Here is an 18260-nt window from a genome sequence, read left to right as displayed (position 1 = left end):
CGATTGCATTACCACTTTCAACAGAAAAAGTTATCAATTGTTCGCTTTACCTTTCATTACCCTACTTTTGTGACATACTTCTCATGGACTAAGCTCTTATGGGGCTAGTATTGCCTCAACAGATTAAACAGAATCAACAAAATTAGTAATCAGGAAACTGATTGACTATAAAACTTGGAGTAACAACTATGGCAACCCCACATATTAACGCTCAACCAGGTGATTTCGCTGAAACTGTCCTTATGCCAGGCGACCCGCTTCGCGCTAAGTACATCGCAGAAACTTTCCTGGAAGATGTAAAACAAGTTTGTGACGTTCGTAACATGTTTGGTTTTACAGGCACTTACAAAGGTAAGAAAGTATCTGTAATGGGCCACGGTATGGGTATCCCATCATGCTGCATCTACGTACATGAGCTAATTGCAGAATACGGCGTGAAGAATGTTATTCGCGTGGGTAGCTGTGGTGCAGTTCGTGATGACGTAAAACTAATGGACGTTGTTATCGGTATGGGTGCATCAACAGACTCTAAAGTTAACCGTATCCGCTTCAACAACCACGATTTCGCAGCAATCGCTGATTACGGTCTTCTAGAAGAAGCAGTAAACCAAGCTCGTGCACAAGAAGTTCCTGTAAAAGTAGGTAACGTTTTCTCTGCAGACCTTTTCTACACTCCTGAAGCTGACATCTTCGAGAAGATGGAAAAACTAGGCATCCTAGGTGTGGATATGGAAGCGGCTGGTATCTACGGCGTTGCCGCTGACCTTGGTGCTAAAGCACTGACTATTCTAACCGTTTCTGACCACATCATCCGTGGTGAAAAACTAAGCTCTGAAGAGCGTCAAAAGTCATTCAATGACATGATGAAAGTTGCTCTAGAAACAGCAATCAATATCTAATTGTTCCATTCGCCGCTAAGTTTTCGCTTGGCGGCCCGAATAATCCCGAGGGGGAGATAGTGACATCTGGCAAACTGCCACAGGAAGCAGAAGGTTTACAGCTCAACTTTTGTAAAACATTGGCGTGTGACAACTTTGGATTGAGTGATGCACATCGTTACGTTGTGCAGCATGCGAACCCTAAACGACCTGCGATGGTTTGTCGGGAGTGCGGTGCTTTCCCCCCCTTACTTAACAATCAAGAAGTCCTTAATGAGCTCCATCGATTAAGGCAGTTACACAGTGACGGCTTACCCGCCTGTCGCAACGACGACTGTGAAAACTTCGGATTGTCCGTTCATACCCACAAACACCTTTATCACGCGTTTGGATACAGCGGCGATCGCCAGCGCTATCGCTGTAAGTGCTGCCAATCTACTTTTGTCGATAAATGGTCTGGGGCAAATAAAAAGCTTCAATTCCAAGAAAACTTACTTGGTTTGCTCTTTATGGGCTACTCGGTACGCGAGATCTGCCGTAAGTTAGAGATCAATCCAAAAACGTTTTACGATCACCTCGATCACATAGCCAGCCGATGTCGACGCAAGCTCGCAATGTTCGATGCTCGCTGGGTCAACCACGCACAAAGCTACGAGTTCGCTTCCCACTACGTTCAATTGCAGCCAAAAAGCAACAATGGCGTACTGTGGATCGCAACGGGTGAAGCTGAAAGCGGCTACATCCTCTGTCAGCACGTGAATTACTCGGCCAAAGAAGAGCCAAACGGCAGCTTAGATCATAACCCGTATCAGACCCCTTCTCGGTTTGTTTCGCGCGATCACTCATCTGAAGCCAATATGCCGGTACCCACGCCTTCTCCATTACTGAAAGAGCGAATTGACCAGCAATACCAAACCATTTTGGCTCGTGGCAATGTAGAAGACCCTATGGGGAACCTCTCTGTTTTCCACTACCCATCAAAAGGGGCTCTGATTCGTCCTCCATATACCTCTTACGCGCATTTCCTGCATGTGTTAGATATGTGCCAGGAAGAGAGTCAGGTCTCTATCTATTTACCGCAAGACCCTGTTTTGCGTTCTGCCGCATTGAGTGTCTGTTTGCCACGCATTCTGCGCCAAAATATCGACTTAATGTACGTGGAAGAAGATAAAGACTGGCAGCAAGATAACGATGTAAGCAAAATTGATATCGTGCTTATGGGTTGGTGGCGTGACCGCTGGGCAATCAGTACCGTCGAGCAGCAATCTAAAGGGATTTGTTATCTCGCGGGTGAACGCAATCAACCAGAATACTGGCTGGCTAAGGCTTCTATTCGTAACACCGCGTTTTATCAGCAGCGTTTTCAAACTCTATTTGAAAGCTTTATCAATGAACCTCGCCGTAAACTGCGTCCGGGTGGCTTGTTGCCAATGCTGGATATCTTCCGAGCATGGCACAATTTATGCTACCAAGATAAGTGTGGAAATACGGCCGCACAGAAACTGGACTTAACTCAGTCGCCATTGACGCTACGTGAGTTGCTTTCATAATTATCAGTAAATGTGACAAGCGCCCGTAAACCACACAAGCATTAGTACTTTTAGTAGAGTAAGTTAAACTGCTATTCTTATAATAACTGGGTAGTTATAAGTTACGCCGTGGTAAGGGATTGATTCATTGGATAAAAGCCAACGACTGTTAGAGATCGAGATAGATCAACTAAAGGCTCGAATAGAGAAAGAGCCGGATAAAGTTCGAGCTATCGCCGAGCAATGTGCCGCGCGTTCTTCTCAAATCCTCTATCCTGAGGGCGAAATCCAGTGCCTGATCATCATGTCCCGTTGTGCATGGAGTACCATGGACTATCGCAAAGGGCTCAAGTACATCAAGGAAGCGCAGGCAAAACTCAGCGCCCTCGATACGGATGACTTATTACCTGAAATCCTACATATCCATGCCCTCCACTACTGGGGACAAGCAAAATACTACTCCGCTCAGCAATATTGGATTAATGCGCTCGAACAATCTGCTTTAGTGGACGAAGTTGAAGTACAACTTGAAGCCTTGATTGGCTTAGGCAATGTCTGGCGAATTACCCACGAATACCAACTTGCAAAATCGACCCATGAGCTAGCCGTGACCGTCGCAAACAATGCCCGTGTCAGTTGGTTAGAAGGTAAGGCGCGAATACTGCTTGCGTGGGATCACTACCTCCTTAACAACTATGTCGAAATGTTGTCGGTTCTCGATGGTGCCGCCGAAGCGTTAAAAGACCATCATGACAATACTTGGCAAGCTGAGATCTGGGATTTTCGCGGTTTAGCCTTACTTGGCTTAGAACGGATTGAAGACGCAGAAGAAGCCACAAGCAAAGCCCATTCTTTAGCAGTGGAACACGATCTTGTCTGGATGAAAGCACACTCTTTTATCAGCCGAGCTCGTCTAGAGTTACTGAGAAAAAATCCTCAAAAAGCCTCAGAGCTGCTATCCAACGCAGAGCAATCCGCGACCTCGTTCGATAATGGTGAGCTGCTTTCACAAATTTGTTTCCAACAGTCTCGCGTGGCAGAAGAATGTGGCGAATTTAAAGTCGCGCTACAAGCCTTTAAAAAGTACCGTAAGCACTCTACCGATATGCTTAGGGAACAAACGGCAAGAGTGAGCAACGACAAAGCTCGCGCATCAAAACGTCAGTTAGAGCAAAGAGCACGAAAGCTGATTAACCGTATACGTGGTCAGCACGAATTTGATCCAGAAAAACACCTCAGCCAAATGGTCTCTGAGATCTATTGGTGGGAGCAGTTGGTGCTCTTTAAAACCGAGCTTAAGCGCTCCAATCATGCTGTCATCATGATTCAGCACTCTGACCCTGGTTATTTAGATGTCTGTGCCGAAATCGCTCATTCACTGTGTAATAAGCAAGATCTGCTATCACGGTTAAACAGTGAACGCTTAGGATTGCTATTGGCCGACAAAGGCGACGAAGCACTGAACGTGTTCCACGTACTCGCCAAGATGATCGAAATCTACCCTTGGCACAGAAAAGGACTCGATAAACCACTACCGAAAGTGGTTTACCAAGATATACTTTCATTCCCATTCACCTTAGATCAATTAGAAGAAAATCAGCGACAGGAAGAGCAAGATGGAAGCGTTACTGAATAAGATTTCTGACTCCGGGTTAGACGCTTCCTCAGTTAGCGGAGAAGAAGCGCTGATTTTTTGGAGCCATGTAAGACAACATGTTGCCTCCACCTCGCAAGAAAAGGCGCAGTGTTTAATTATCAGTGCGGAGTATCGCAGTGAATTGAAGCAACCGATGACCAGCATCGAGGAGCTTCGCGAAGCATTAAGTTTACTGTCACTGCCTGAAGATGCTGAGCTGATTCTCGAAGTCAAAAACAGCCTTGCAGATCGCTTAGTCGAGAGTGGTGATTACAGCGGCGCACTTAATGAGTACATCACCTCTTCAACCATTGCGGTAGATAACAGCTTTATCGATGAGTACGTATTAGCCGTACTGGGCATGGGTAACCTTTGTGATGCTTATGGTGATCACAATCGAGCACTGCGCTACTACCAAAAAATCGACAGTATCGACCATGCGATCAGTAGCCGCTCGTTACGGCTGCGCTACAAACTTTACATGTTAGCCTGCTACATTGAGTTAAACCGTTTTACAGCCGCGAAAGACCTAATCAAAGAGTGCGAAGAGCTCAGTATATTAGTCAGTGACAAGGTTCTTGCTGGACAGATTCTGCTTTACCAAGCCAAGCTTTACCGCCAAGAAAAACGGACTGACTTGGCCATGGAAAGTTTGGGAAATGTCCAGTATTCGTCGGGTAATATCCACTCTGTGTGGCTGTCAAATATGATCCGCTTGGAAGTCGCTTACTGTTTAAATGAATGTGGAAAAGCACATTGGGCTAACTGGATGTTAGAGACAGCGCATCGCCGAATCAAAAAGTACGCATCACCATTTCTCAACTTACAACTGTGTAACTCACTCGCGGCCATTTGCGAACAGCAGGGGCACTTTGCTCACGCCCTTGATTACCAAAAACGCGCATTTCGTATCGAAAGCGATTTAATGAAGCGCATTCCCATTGGTGAATTAGGTGCCAGTCAGTTAAGGCGTTTGTCTCGCTTTGAGCTGCAGCTCAAGCTGATCCTTTCTGAGTTAGAAAACCGCGAGTTAAAGGAAACCACCGAAAGTCAGAAGCACACCGTGGCTCAGCTGCAACAAGATGTGTTTACCGATCCTCTCACCAAGCTGCATAACCGCCGCTGGTTAGATGTGAAACTAAAAGACTTACTGCTGCACGACGTGCCCTTTGCACTGATGGTTATCGACATCGACCACTTCAAGTCGATCAATGATGAGTTGAGTCACTTAGTTGGGGACAAAGCCATCGTCAATGTATCCGCCGAGCTATCGACATACTTCAAATTCCGAGGCGCATCTTGTGTTCGTTTTGGCGGTGAAGAATTTCTGGTCATTCTAGAGCGCTCAACAATAGAACAAGCGAAAATGCATGCCGAGACCTACCGCGAGCGGATCTTTAATTTCGGTTGGCATGACATTCTTGGTGAGCGCGGACTGACTGTAAGCGTGGGTATTACCTTGCATCGCGAAGGTGAAAATACCCAACGAACCTTTTATCGAGCAGACAAAGCTCTCTACCGTGCGAAAGCCAACGGGCGTAACCAAGTCTGCACCGAATAATCGATCACTGAATAAAGAACAGTGAAATACCACCAACAGCCGCCAGAGTACCCACGACACTTTTGGCGGTGACTCTGTCCCCTTTCACCAAATAGATCAGCAACATAAATAAAGGACTGGTAGCGATTAAGGTCTGAGCGACGGCCGGATTGGCATACTTAAGTGCCACTTGCTGCAGCCAAAGAGCCAAAAATGTACCAACGAAAATTGCACCGAGTAACCAGACAAACGCTCGCGAGCTTAGCGATCTAAGATGCTGCCGCATGTGAGTAAACGGCTGTTTTTCTACCAAGCGAATCACCCCCATCACTGCCAGCACACCTACAGACAAGCGGATTAAAGCGCCGAGCAAAGGGGGTAAATCGCCCGCTACCAAAGCATAATGAGAGATGACAACCCCTGACGCTTGGCAGACACTGGCCAATAGACCAAACGCCACGCCTTTCGAGTCAATCTTTTGCTGAGAAGAATCCGGTTGAAAGATAACCAGAGTAACGGCCACGGTGGTTACCACCACTCCTAACCAACTTTGCAGGCTAAGAACAGAACCCAGTGCCAATAAAGCAAGGACACCTGACAATGGTGGTGCCAACGATTCGAGTAACAAGGTTTTGTTAGCCCCGATGCGCTTCAATGAAGCAAAATACGCACTATCGCCAACAGCAATACCAATCACGCCTGAGACTGCCAAAATCAGGACGTGTTGAGTTTCTATCTGCGCGGTGGGCAAACCGTCAAATGGTAAAACCAAGACCATCATCGCTGACGCGATCACCCCTTTGATGATATTAAGCTGCAGTGCAGAAAATTGATGGCTGAATTGGCTGTATATCCATGTCGCCGCCGCCCAAACCATGGCTGCCATAATTGCAGCGAGCTCTCCTTGATAAGCCATCACCACCTCATATAAATGTTAAAACTATCAACTAACTAATGTAACAGATATATCTCTAATTTGTTGTTTTTACTTCTATACTTTATTTTTAAAGCACCGTACGATATAAACTTCGAGCCCCAAAAACAAGGAAGTCATTATGTTTTTAGATTACTTCGCGCTCGGTCTTCTGATCTTTGTCGCGCTAGTTATCTTCTATGGGATTATTGTGATTCATGATATCCCTTATGAAATAGCCAAAGAACGCGAACATCCTCATCAGGACGCCATTCATTACGCGGGCTGGGTTAGCCTATTCACACTCCACGCTATTTGGCCATTTCTATGGATTTGGGCCACATTATGGCGCAAAGAACGAGGCTGGGGCTTCCAAAAGCTCGAGGCAGAACAGCACGATATTCACCACAGAGTTGATGCTTTGATCGATCAAGTGGCAGAACTGCAAAAAGAGATCGACCACCTTAAGCAGTCGAAGGCTAGCTCTACACCTTCCGTCCATGTCGATCGTCACGAGGAGGAGCAATAATGGATTTACTTCTCATTCTGACCTACGCCGCACTGTGTATCACTATTTTCAAAGTTTTTAATATCCCACTTAACAAGTGGACTGTACCAACGGCAGTGCTCGGAGGCGTCGTTCTCATTGGTACATTGATTCTATTGATGAACTACAACCACCCGTTCACTCAAGTCGGCAACCAAGTGTTCTCATCGACACCGATTGTTTCAGGGGTTCGCGGTAAAGTGATCGAAGTGCCCGTGGAGCCAAACAAAGCTCTACAAAAAGGCGACATCCTCTTCAAGATCGACCCAATTCCATATGAGGCCGAAATCGCCAAACTTGAAGCACAAATCAAGGAAGCAAGCCAAGGTGCGCTTGGCCTTGAGTCGCAACTACAAGGAGCGAAAGCAGCAGAAAATCAAGCTATCGCGGAACGAGATAAAGCTCAGCGAGAGTTCGCTCGATATCAAAGAGGCTACGACAAAGGCGCCTTTACAGAGCAACAACTTGATACCCGTCGTCAAGCATACAAAGCCGCTCAAGCCGCGGTAGAACGTGCCGTGTCAGGCGTTGAGCAAGCAGAACTAGCACTCGATTCTGAAATCGGTGGTGAAAACACCACTGTGGCTCGTCTTCTAGCTGAACTGCGCAAAGCTGAGTTCGATTTAGATCAAACAGTCGTCCGTGCACCGACCGATGGCTTCGCCACACAACTTGCCCTTCGTCCAGGCGTCATGGCAGTTCCTCTTCCGCTTGCACCTGTAATGACCTTTGTTCATACAGAGGAGAAAATTTACACCGCAGCGTTTAGACAAAACTCCTTACAACGCTTAAAGCCGGGTTATGAAGCAGAGTTTCTGTTTAGAGCACTGCCCGGCAAAGTGTTTAAAGGTGAGGTCATCGATGTATTACCAGCCATTGGTGAAAGCCAGTTCCAAGCCAGAGGCAACTTACTGGGTACAGAGGCGCTTCGAACCAGCGGTCGCGTGTTCGTCACTCTCAAAATCACAGACGATTTAACCGATTACCACTTGCCTATGGGGACAGCGGTCGAAGTTGCTGTTTATTCGGATAAATTTACTCACGTGTCGATTATGCGCAAAGTACTCATACGCATGAAGAGTTGGCAAAACTACCTCTATCTCGACCATTAACGCTAGAGCGGGCTGACGGACAGCCCGCTTTTTTATTTAACGCGCTCCGAACGATCTAGATGTCGACTAGACATCTAGACAGTTAGCTTTCCAACCGCACCCTCAACAGGTATAATCTGCGCCTTGTTTTTATGGGTGTACAAAATTCAATCAAAATAATCACCTATGGTTATGTTCTTTAAAGAGTTTATTACCATTTAATCGTCACGGATTTTGCCGTTACCTCAAGTTTGAATGGACGTTATACAAAGGGTTATCTATGAATCTTTCAGCTAAAACCGTTGTTGTTATTGCCATCGGCGCAGCACTCTACGGCATTGGTGGTCTACCTATGTTTGGCATTCCTGTCTTTGCCAATACCACACTAAAACCGGCTATGGCGGTCCTGGCCCTATTTTCCGTTCTTTTCGGACCTTTGGTTGGTTTCTTGGTTGGCTTTATTGGCCACTGGGTGACTGACTTGTTTGCTGGATGGGGGGTGTGGCTAACTTGGGTTCTAGGCTCAGGCATTGTTGGTTTGGTGATCGGCTTCTTCCCAACGTTAACGAAACGCCGATTAGACAAAGGCGACTTCAACCACAAAGACTTTTTCTTATTTGTGCTGCTTGCCTTGGTTGGCAACATAATCGGTTATGGCTGCTCTGCTTTCTTAGATACCATTCTTTACGCTGAACCGTTCACTAAAGTTTTCACACAGCTGTCTATTATCGCAGCGGGTAACACCGTACTCATTGCTGTAGTGGGCTACTTCATTCTTAAATCAGTTGCTAAACGCAACGCCCAAAGCCGTAATCTGACTGAGGCTTAATCATCAATGGCAATTGAATTTTCTGACTTCTCTTTTAGGTATGAGTCGCTGGATAAACCGACGCTTAAACATATCAATCTAAGGATAGAGAAAGGAGAGAAAATCGTCATTATCGGTCCAAGTGGTAGTGGGAAATCTACCCTTGGCCAATGCCTCAACGGCCTTATCCCTCATGCGATTAAAGGTGAAGTTTCCGGTAAGCTTTACATTGACGGTAAAGATAGTGCGCGGTTAGAGCTGCATCATATGACCGAACAAATTGGTACCGTGTTGCAAGATACGGACAGCCAGTTTGTTGGCTTAAGCACTGGTGAAGACATCGCGTTTGCCTTGGAAAATCAGTGCACCTCAAACATAGACATGTACCCTGTGGTTAAGTCGACCGCTAAAATGGTCGAACTGGAGGAGATGCTGGATCGCTCTCCACACGATTTGTCAGGTGGCCAAAAGCAGCGTGTTTCGCTTGCGGGTATCCTTGTCGATGACGTCGACACTCTATTGTTTGACGAACCCTTAGCCGCGCTTGATCCAAAAACGGGTCGTAAAACCATTGAAATTATCGACCAACTGCATAAAGAGTCAGGAAAAACGGTGGTTATTATCGAGCACCGCCTCGAAGATGTATTACATCGTCCTGTTGATCGCATCATTATGATGGAGCAGGGGGGCATAGTGGCAGATATGACACCCAATGAGCTGCTCGCTTCTTCCCTACTTGCTGAACATGGTATCCGTGAACCGTTATACCTATCTGCGCTCAAAGCCGCTGGATGCGAAGTAAATGAGAGTGATCGGCCAGCCTCTTTGCAATCTTTAGATGTTACTCAATTTCGCGCTCAGTTTAGCCTCTGGGGCAATCAGACTGCAGATACGAAACAGAGCTTAAAGTCTGAAACCTTACTCCACGTCGATAATCTAAGTTATTCCTACGACGGTGAAAAAAACGCCCTTGATGAGATCAGTTTCTCAGTGAAGCGCGGTGAATTTATCTCCATTCTTGGCAAAAATGGGTCAGGAAAATCCACCATCACCAAGTTGATTATGGGCGTCATACAACCTGATGCGGGTCGAATAGAGTTTGCCGGGCAAGATCTGCAACAACTGTCCATCTTCGAGCGCAGCCAAAAAATCGGCGTGGTGATGCAAAACCCCAACCACATGATTTCTCATCATATGATCTTTGACGAAATCGCCTTTGGACTCAAAAACAAAGGGTTGGATGAGCAAGCGATTGAAGAAAAAGTCACTCAGACATTGGAGCTGTGCGGACTGAGTAAATACCGCCACTGGCCAATTGAAGCCTTAAGCTATGGACAAAAGAAGCGAGTGACTATCGCTTCTATTTTAGCGCTTGAGCCAGAGTTGCTTATTCTCGATGAACCAACCGCTGGGCAAGATTATCGTAACTACACATCGATGCTGAGCTTTATTGCCAAATTGAATCGCGAGCTTGGTATCACAGTCATGATCATTTCTCACGACATGCATTTAGTCTTGGAGTATACCCAGCGTTCGATCGTCATTTCTGACAGCAAATTGATCGCCGATGCGCCTATGACCCAAGTATTTAGTGCGCCTCAGTTACTCGACCAAGCCAACCTAACAACCACCAGTTTGTATGAATTGGCAGATAAGTTAGCCATAGCCAACAAAGACGCATTTATGCAGTATTTCATCCAGCACGAGGGGCACGCCGTATGAATGCCTCGAAAATGAAATTTGGCATTAATTATGTTGATACCAAATCCCCACTGCATCAGCTAAATGGCATCACTAAATTTGCCTTGTTCATTGCTTGGGTTAGCGTGGTTCTCACTACCTTTGATTTACGCTTAATCGCCTTACTTATCGTAGCAGGGCTTGGCTTACTTAAACTAACGCGCGTTCCGTTCAGCGTATATAAGCCACTGCTTATCGCAACGGCGAGTGTGTTATCACTTAACGCCTTGTTCATGTATTTGCTCGCGCCGGGCCAAGGGAGCGTATTCATTGGCAGTACAACAGAGTTAATTGCCCTACCCGCTGGCTATACGCTGACTCAAGAGACACTTTTTTACTTGGTTACCGTAACCTTGAAGTACTTCAGCATGTTCCCGATTGCGCTGGTGTTTGTTTTTACCACTCATCCAACTGAGTTCGCAGCCAGCTTGAATCGGATTGGGGTACCTTACAAAATTGCCTACGCAGTCAGTCTGACACTGCGCTACTTGCCTGAAGTAAAAAACGACTTTGTTAATATTATTCACGCTCAGCAAGCACGCGGATTAGACATTTCCAAAAGCACTCCACTATTCCAGCGCATGCAAAATGTCGCTCGAATTCTTGGGCCATTGATTTTTTCGAGCTTGGATAAAGCAGAAGAGATCTCCAATGCGATGACGCTGCGCGGGTTTGGCCGCAACAAGAGTCGTACATGGTACAGCCTAAAGCCACTTTCGCGAGCCGATAAAATTTGCTTAGTGATGATCGTATTGGTCGTCGCGGCGGCTATCGCTAAACGAGTACTCGAACCTCAATTGTTCTGGTACCCATTCTAAGAAGAAGGCCTGGCATACGTCAGGCCTTTTACTATCTATGCAGCTATCATTGTTCTGCTCCAAACCACGAGTAGCATGGCGGCGGTCAACGCCCATATTGCCGTGGCTAAGGACAGGGTCGAAGGTAAGCTCAATCGGAAACTGAAATAGTAAACTGCGATCAAATAACTTGCGTAAGGCAGCAGCGAGTATAGACCAAACAGCGCCGTCACACGCAGAGCTTCCATCGTCCGTTCCGTGGCAACAATATAGTGAGCAATAAGCGCAAAGGTTGGAAAGAGTGGAACAAGTCCAGCAATGTAAAAATTCTTACTTTTTGACAGTAGCGCTATCAGCAATACAGCGGCTGCACCCAATAGGCTTTTTGCAAATAAGCTCAGCATCGGTTCGACCTACGCCAAGTTAGTAAACAATTCATCATCAGACATATACTTATGTTTACTGCTCAAATTGCGCAGATGCATGAACATAAAATCAGGAAAGCCCGGAGCCAGCAGATCATTGGGTTGCCACAAAACACCACCAACGAAGACATATCGACCCTGCTTTTCTTCGTTGTGAAGTGCGTTGTTTATCTCGGTCGAGAGTTCTGGCCTCACCCCTTCAATCACGCAAACAATCTGGCCCCGCGCCACGCCAATCACTCGCTTAACCAAGTTCGCTTTGATTCCACACTTCCACGCCTGACGCGTCGCCATTTCGAAACCATATTTACGTACATTCTTGTGAATATTGACGATCAAGTTCACTGATTGAAACCTATTATTAGAGAGACAAAATTCAGAGTAGTGGTTAAAGCATGGAAAAACGAGCCTTAGCTTTGGTTACTTTCTCACCAGATGAAAAAGGTCTACAAATCCATCTAGGCGCTGTTCCGGACCATAGAATGGGCCATTTATTAGACCTTAATCACAAATGAAGTAAATACAAACATAGTCATTGCATTACATTTTGAAACAGTTCGCATAAAATCATCATAAATACCGATAGTTTTAACATTTTTGTATGACAACACTTTTTCCGACGACAACAGGGTGTAGACAGGGGAATTAAAATGAAAGAAGTCGATTTTAGGACGATAGACCGACTGTTTATTAAAATGTCTATCAATGACAAGATTTGGGTTGTAGTTGGCCTTTTCTTAATCACAGTCTCATTTCTAGCCGGTGGTCGTTACTTCGATACCCTAGAGCAAGCCGAGCGTTCAGCGCAAATTACCGCCCAAAGTCGATTGGATGCGTTAGTTTCCGTGGCGACTCCAGACCAACTGCTTAACCAATCAGGGATAAGTCAGGCCTCTGGTGTCCAAGACGCACAAAACAACAACGGCATGATCACCGTATTCCAACGCGCATCAAATGGCCAAAGCTACCAGTTGGCAGTAAATGCAAAAAGCCAACTTGAAGAAGCCAAATCTCAAGCCCTTTCCACTTTTTTACTCAGCTATTTGTGGGCTTTACCATTTGGACTGTTCTGTTACTGGGTTGCAACCTTCCTAGGTGGTGCACTTTGGGTTCTATACACGACGACACAACGTATCGGTGAAGGTGACCTTACATCACGCTTAGGCTTCCACCCTGGCCGTGATGAATTCGGTACCATTGGTTGCGCGTTAGATAAAGCGATGGACACTCTGAGTGAATTGATCACCAACGTAAACCAAAATACTCAAACGTTAACCGAGACATCAGCGGCCTTTGAGCAAGATATGAAGCAGAGTGAATCTCAAGTTCGCAGTCAATATGCTTCATTGGACTCAGTGGCGACAGCGATGGAGCAAATGACAGCGTCAGCGAAAGAAGTATCAGGGATTTCTCAGCAAGCGACTCAACAGACAGAAAATGACTCAGAGCACATCGAAGGCAGCCACAAACGTGTGCTTTCTGCGATTCAAGAGATCGACACCTTGTCGCAATACATCGCTCAAACAGAAGATTCGGTCACTAGCCTGAACGAGAACACGACTCAGATTAATGAGGTTATCACCACCATCAATGCGATTTCCGAGCAAACCAACCTACTGGCACTAAACGCCGCTATTGAAGCTGCTCGTGCAGGTGAACAAGGCCGTGGTTTTGCCGTTGTTGCTGATGAGGTTCGTACGCTTGCCAGCCGTACTCAGGCTGCGACAGTTGAGATTCAAGCGATGATCGAGAAGCTCCAGTCGGAGAGTCAAAGCATTGCCACCATCACCTCAAAAACGGTTTCTCAAGCGCAGACCAGTAGTGAATTAGTGTCGGCGATCGGTGAAGATGTTCAAGCAATTGCTAACTCTGCTCACTCTCTGACTGAGATGAGTATTCAGATCTCAACTTCAGCTGAAGAGCAAAGCGCAGTCGCCAACGACATCGCAGCAGAACTGGCAGATATCCGTAGCCAGTCCAATGCACTACGCACTGTTGCTGAGCAATCGTCTCAGGGAGTGGAAGCGTTAACCCAAACAACCATTTCTCTGTCGCAAATTCTCAAGCAATACCGCACTTAATAGAAACAAAAATCCCTGCCTCTGCAGGGATTTTTTTTACCAGTAGCGTTCATAAAGAATATGACCACCCGATGCTCGTCGATACTTATCTAATCCCATACTTTTCAATACCTGAAGTGTCTCCTTGATCATATCTGGGTTACCACACAGCATGGCAAAACTTTCACTCGCCGTAAGCTCTATATCGATTTTTTGTTGAATCTTCTGTTGCGCCAACAATTGAGGGATTCGACCTTGCAAAGCCTTTGTAGACGGTTCTCGCGACACAATAGGCACATAGGTTAACCTTCCTTCATATTGTTCAATCAAGGTATCAATTAGATAACGATAGACCAGATCGCGCTCGTGGCGAACGGCATGAACTAACACGATATGTTCGTTGCCAGGGCGAAGATTAATGTCATCAAGCAGAGACAAAAACGGCCCAATTCCGGTGCCGGTAGACAGTAGCCATAGATTACGCGTGTGTTTGGGAATGCTGTTGAAGGTCAAATCACCATGTGCTGTGTTACTGACATAAATCGGGGCCCCTTCCTGTAAGGCTTGCAACTTGGGGGAGAGCGCCCCCTTGGGGTTGGCAACGATCAAAAACTCCATCATGTCGCTGCTATTGAGCGGTGCATTAACAATGGAGTAAGGACGGCTGATCACCTTGCCATCTTCGTCTTTAATCGCGAGCTTTACATATTGGCCCGCTTGAAAACGAACCGAAGCACCTGTCACCCGCAAGCTAAATAGCTCGCTCGTCCATTCTGTTCGGCGCTCAATTTGGGCTAAAGAAAAACCATTGAGTGCTGTCATAACAGTTCCTCCAACTGGTTAACTATTTTTTAACTTACGCTGCCCACCTCGCTATGTAAAATCCCTTATCTATCAAACCACTGTGGATCACAGTTTTTTAACATAAACATAACTAAATGCGACCAAAAGCCAGCCACTTACCCTGTATTGTGGCTTAGCGAATCACAGTGATTGAGATATACTGCGCACCTTCAATCCATTTGACTGATGCATTGCAAATGAACAAAAGTTTATTAACCAATCTTATCGCCCTTGCCCTATTGGCTGGCGGTTACCAAGCCGATAACCAAATCGCTTTTTACGCTGGCTTATTTGCTTTTTCTGGAGCCATCACTAACTGGCTCGCGATCCATATGCTGTTTGAAAAAGTACCGGGGTTATATGGCTCTGGTGTTATTCCATCACGTTTTGAAGAGTTTAAAGCCGCCATTAAAACCCTGATGATGGAGCAGTTTTTCACGCAAGAAAACATCGACAAATTTTTGAGTAAAGAAATGGCTGGCGGCAAGTCGCTCAACTTAGAGCCGGTCATTGCCAAGATTGATTTCAATCCAACCTTTGACTCATTAGTTGAAGTGATTGCTAACTCTCAATTTGGCGGCATGCTGGCTATGTTTGGAGGCACAGAAGCACTCGAGCCAATGAAACAGCCGTTCGTCGAAAAAATGCAGCAAGCGATTGTCGACATTAGCCAAAGTGACACGATTAAAGACGCGCTAAAAGAGCAATTTGAAGCCCCTGCAATGATGGATGAGATCCGTGCTAACGTTGAAAACATTATTGACCAGCGCCTCAATGAACTGACGCCAAAGCTGGTCAAAGAGATGGTGCAAAAAATGATCAAAGAGCATTTAGGATGGTTGGTCGTTTGGGGGGGAATTTTTGGCGGCCTAATTGGCATCGTGTCTTCGTTCATCGCTTAAAAAACACCATGAACAGATTAAAAAGGGAAGCCAATGCTTCCCTTTTTTTACAACTTACTAATCAAATCAGCATTCACACCGAAGCTGGTCTTGTGCTCTTCAATAACAACTTCACTGCGTGTTTGAATGACACCAGGTAAGGTGCCCAGCTTGGTCGACATAAAATTTTGGTACGCTTTCATGTCTTTTACTCGTACCTTAATCATGGTGTCGAAGTCTCCGGAAAGCGAGTAACACTCTTCGATCTCCGGCATGTCAGAGACGGCTTCAGCGAACTTTTCAAAAATAGAGAAGCTGGTTTGATCGAGGCGAATATGGATAAAAACTTGAACATCCAAACCGAGTTTTTCCGGATTGAGTTCAGCATGATAGCCTTTAATATAGCCCTCTTTTTCAAGGCGTTTAACGCGATCAGAACAAGGGGAAGTGGTTAAGTTAACTTGCTTTGCTAACTCAACAACGGGCATTCGGCCCTTAAGATTCAACGTGCGTAGGATTTCACGATCGATTCGGTCTAAGTCCATTTATACAGCTCATTATTATTCGTTTTATTTCCACTTATAATAAGCCAAAGCCACTAGCGACCACTAGAGGCAAATTGCGTCTATCAATAAAATTAGTGACTGGGTCACCGAAGCTAAAAATTAGGCTACTTTTGCACCATCGAACCCCGTCGAGGTATCGAGTTCTGCTTGGGTGTTACATACACGACAAATGCACTGTTTTTCCATCTTCATGTAGTGAGCCCCTTGAAATACCGTGGCAAAAAAACATGCCAGACTTTTTACCATTGACTGATGATCTTCTTCACATCGTTTCATCACAATCTTGTGTGCTGTCACTTTATCGCAGCAATGGCAGTAAACCTGTGGCATTTCGAACTCTCCCTGAACATAGTGTGGCTATTGATAGTGGACATATTTGTAAGCCCTTGGTTCCCATCGCTCAAACTTTAGTGCTCATTTTGTGAGCCGAGTTCAATTATTAACCAGAAAATAAAAAAGCCCCTGAAACTTTTGGGTTTCAAGGGCTTTTATTAACAGGAAACTAATTAGTCTAGTTCAACCAATTGCTTCTCAAACTTCGCGTGTTGCGCTTTCACAGATTCTTCAGGCTCACCTGTTAGTAGGCTAACAACAATAATAGATAGGGTTGAGAAAATGATACCCGGTACGATTTCGTACACATCAAACCAACCGCCACTCAGCTGCTTCCATACTACGATGGTAATACCACCAACCAGAATACCCGCTAAAGCACCATTACGGTTCATGCGAGCCCAGTACAAGCTAAGGATAAGCGCAGGACCAAAGGCAGCACCAAATCCAGCCCAAGCATAAGAAACCAGACCTAAAACAGAGCTATCGGGTGTCATTGCCAGTACGAGAGCAACAATTGAAATGCCTACAACCGCCACTCGACCAACCATTACGATCTCTTCAGACGACGCGTCTTGCTTAAACACTTGCTTGTAGAAGTCTTCCGCAAGAGCAGACGAAGAAACCAGTAGCTGTGAATCGGCTGTACTCATTACCGCTGCTAAGATCGCAGCCAGTAGAATACCCGCGATCACAGGGTGGAACAGCGCATTAACCAGAAGCATAAAGATCTTCTCACCGTCGTCTACCGATACACCTGAATTGTTCACGTAAATAAGGCCAACAATACCAACTAACATCGCACCAAGCATAGACAACGCGGTCCATACCACAGCAATACGACGAGCGGTCGTCAAGTCTTTGTTTGAACGTGTTGCTTTGAAACGTGCCAAGATATGTGGCTGACCAAAGTAGCCTAGACCCCATGCGACAAGTGAAATGATCGCAATGGCAGAAAGCGGCTCACCTTTTGAGTCATTCCATAGCGTTAATAGTTCAGGGTTGATGCTCTCTAGCTGACCGCTAAGATCGCTAAACCCACCTTCCATTGCTGCGATAGGCACAATCAGTAGTGCCGCTGACATCAGCAGGCCTTGAACTAAGTCAGTCCAAGATACCGCTAGGAAGCCACCAAATAGAGTGTATGAAACGACACATACCGTACCAATGACAACCGCCGTGGTGTAATCCAAACCAAATACTGTCTCAAATAACTTACCACCAGCTACCAAGCCTGAACTTGTGTAGAAAAGGAAGAATAAAAGAATGAAGAAAGCAGAAATTACTTGAATCATCTTCGATTTGTCATTGAAGCGACGCGAAAGAAACTCAGGTAGAGTCAGTGCATCTGTCGTAATTGAATAAGTACGTAGACGCTTCGCGTTAATTAGCCAGTTCAACCAAGTACCGACCAATAGACCACCCGCTAGCCAAAATGCTTCAATACCTGCTGCATACGCATAGCCCGGCAAACCAAGTAGCAACCAGCCACTCATATCTGATGCACCCGCAGACAGGGCTGCAGGCCAAGGACCTAGTGAACGGCCACCCAAAAAGTAGTCTGACGAGTTTTTCGTTCGTTGGTATGCAATAACGCCTATTGCCAGCATCAAAATTAGATACGCAATAAACGTGGTAGTAATAGCAAAGCTATTTTCCATGTGATTTGTCCT

At 45.8% G+C, this 18260-nt stretch carries 18 protein-coding genes; 11 read left to right on the top strand and 7 right to left on the bottom strand.

Annotated elements, in window-relative coordinates; translation table 11 throughout:
- Positions 1–188: 188 nt before the first annotated feature.
- From deoD to RH45_RS05010, 4 genes are all read left to right on the top strand, one after another.
- On the top strand, positions 189–899 hold the full coding sequence (gene deoD, locus RH45_RS05025; RefSeq protein WP_005375140.1) for a purine-nucleoside phosphorylase: 711 nt from the start codon (positions 189–191) through the stop codon (positions 897–899).
- 59 nt (positions 900–958) lie between these two features.
- On the top strand, positions 959–2428 hold the full coding sequence (locus RH45_RS05020; protein ID WP_008074490.1) for a hypothetical protein: 1470 nt from the start codon (positions 959–961) through the stop codon (positions 2426–2428).
- A gap of 127 nt (positions 2429–2555) precedes the next feature.
- The gene (locus RH45_RS05015; protein WP_008074488.1) at positions 2556–4043 is read left to right on the top strand and encodes a hypothetical protein; all 1488 of its coding nucleotides are present in this window, start codon (positions 2556–2558) and stop codon (positions 4041–4043) included.
- Positions 4024–5604, top strand: coding sequence for a GGDEF domain-containing protein (locus RH45_RS05010; protein ID WP_008074485.1), 1581 nt, complete (start codon positions 4024–4026; stop codon positions 5602–5604). The genes RH45_RS05015 and RH45_RS05010 overlap by 20 nt, the downstream gene beginning before the upstream one ends.
- Positions 5605–5608: 4 nt before the next feature.
- Here RH45_RS05010 and RH45_RS05005 read toward each other — a convergent pair whose 3' ends face one another.
- A complete protein-coding gene (locus RH45_RS05005; RefSeq protein ID WP_008074483.1) occupies positions 5609–6499 on the bottom strand; it encodes a DMT family transporter in 891 nt (296 codons plus the stop codon).
- Positions 6500–6638: 139 nt separating this feature from the next.
- Here RH45_RS05005 and RH45_RS05000 point away from each other — a divergent pair, with 139 nt between their 5' ends.
- The 5 genes from RH45_RS05000 to RH45_RS04980 all read left to right on the top strand — a co-directional run bounded on the left by RH45_RS05000 (position 6639) and on the right by RH45_RS04980 (position 11500).
- Entirely contained in the window at positions 6639–7025 is a 387-nt protein-coding gene (locus RH45_RS05000) for a DUF3302 domain-containing protein (RefSeq protein ID WP_008074481.1), read from the top strand.
- Positions 7025–8155 carry an HlyD family secretion protein gene (locus RH45_RS04995; protein WP_008074478.1) on the top strand — a complete coding sequence of 377 codons (1131 nt, stop codon included), beginning with the start codon at positions 7025–7027 and terminating at the stop codon, positions 8153–8155. The genes RH45_RS05000 and RH45_RS04995 overlap by 1 nt, the downstream gene beginning before the upstream one ends.
- Positions 8156–8414: 259 nt before the next feature.
- A complete protein-coding gene (locus RH45_RS04990) occupies positions 8415–8963 on the top strand; it encodes an ECF-type riboflavin transporter substrate-binding protein (RefSeq protein WP_008074476.1) in 549 nt (182 codons plus the stop codon).
- Between the two features lie 6 nt (positions 8964–8969).
- Positions 8970–10664: an ABC transporter ATP-binding protein gene (locus RH45_RS04985; protein ID WP_008074475.1), complete on the top strand. Its 1695-nt coding sequence runs from the start codon at positions 8970–8972 to the stop codon at positions 10662–10664.
- The gene (locus RH45_RS04980; RefSeq protein ID WP_008074468.1) at positions 10661–11500 is read left to right on the top strand and encodes an energy-coupling factor transporter transmembrane component T family protein; all 840 of its coding nucleotides are present in this window, start codon (positions 10661–10663) and stop codon (positions 11498–11500) included. The genes RH45_RS04985 and RH45_RS04980 overlap by 4 nt, the downstream gene beginning before the upstream one ends.
- Before the next feature lie 35 nt (positions 11501–11535).
- Here the strand turns inward: RH45_RS04980 and RH45_RS04975 are convergent, their stop codons facing one another.
- Both RH45_RS04975 and RH45_RS04970 read right to left on the bottom strand, forming a co-directional pair.
- A complete protein-coding gene (locus RH45_RS04975; protein ID WP_008074466.1) occupies positions 11536–11883 on the bottom strand; it encodes a GlpM family protein in 348 nt (115 codons plus the stop codon).
- 9 nt (positions 11884–11892) lie between these two features.
- Entirely contained in the window at positions 11893–12249 is a 357-nt protein-coding gene (locus RH45_RS04970; RefSeq protein WP_008074464.1) for a hypothetical protein, read from the bottom strand.
- Between the two features lie 305 nt (positions 12250–12554).
- On the opposite strand from RH45_RS04970, the gene RH45_RS04965 reads away from it, so the two are divergent.
- The gene (locus RH45_RS04965) at positions 12555–13985 is read left to right on the top strand and encodes a methyl-accepting chemotaxis protein (protein WP_008074463.1); all 1431 of its coding nucleotides are present in this window, start codon (positions 12555–12557) and stop codon (positions 13983–13985) included.
- A gap of 36 nt (positions 13986–14021) precedes the next feature.
- Here the strand turns inward: RH45_RS04965 and RH45_RS04960 are convergent, their stop codons facing one another.
- Entirely contained in the window at positions 14022–14786 is a 765-nt protein-coding gene (locus RH45_RS04960; RefSeq protein ID WP_008074461.1) for a ferredoxin--NADP reductase, read from the bottom strand.
- 218 nt (positions 14787–15004) lie between these two features.
- Here RH45_RS04960 and RH45_RS04955 point away from each other — a divergent pair, with 218 nt between their 5' ends.
- Complete coding sequence (locus RH45_RS04955) at positions 15005–15709, top strand: hypothetical protein (RefSeq protein WP_008074460.1); 705 nt, start codon at positions 15005–15007, stop codon at positions 15707–15709.
- Positions 15710–15756: 47 nt separating this feature from the next.
- Here RH45_RS04955 and RH45_RS04950 read toward each other — a convergent pair whose 3' ends face one another.
- The 3 genes from RH45_RS04950 to putP form a co-directional block, all read right to left on the bottom strand.
- Positions 15757–16233, bottom strand: a complete 477-nt coding sequence (locus RH45_RS04950; protein WP_008074459.1) for an Lrp/AsnC family transcriptional regulator — start codon at positions 16231–16233, stop codon at positions 15757–15759.
- 120 nt (positions 16234–16353) lie between these two features.
- On the bottom strand, positions 16354–16584 hold the full coding sequence (locus RH45_RS04945; protein ID WP_008074458.1) for a hypothetical protein: 231 nt from the start codon (positions 16582–16584) through the stop codon (positions 16354–16356).
- A gap of 176 nt (positions 16585–16760) precedes the next feature.
- Complete coding sequence (putP, locus tag RH45_RS04940; protein ID WP_008074457.1) at positions 16761–18248, bottom strand: sodium/proline symporter PutP; 1488 nt, start codon at positions 18246–18248, stop codon at positions 16761–16763.
- Positions 18249–18260: the final 12 nt, after the last annotated feature.

This window comes from Vibrio sinaloensis DSM 21326 (genome assembly GCF_000189275.1).
Lineage (GTDB): Bacteria > Pseudomonadota > Gammaproteobacteria > Enterobacterales > Vibrionaceae > Vibrio > Vibrio sinaloensis.
This window is presented reverse-complemented; position numbering and strand designations above follow the sequence as displayed.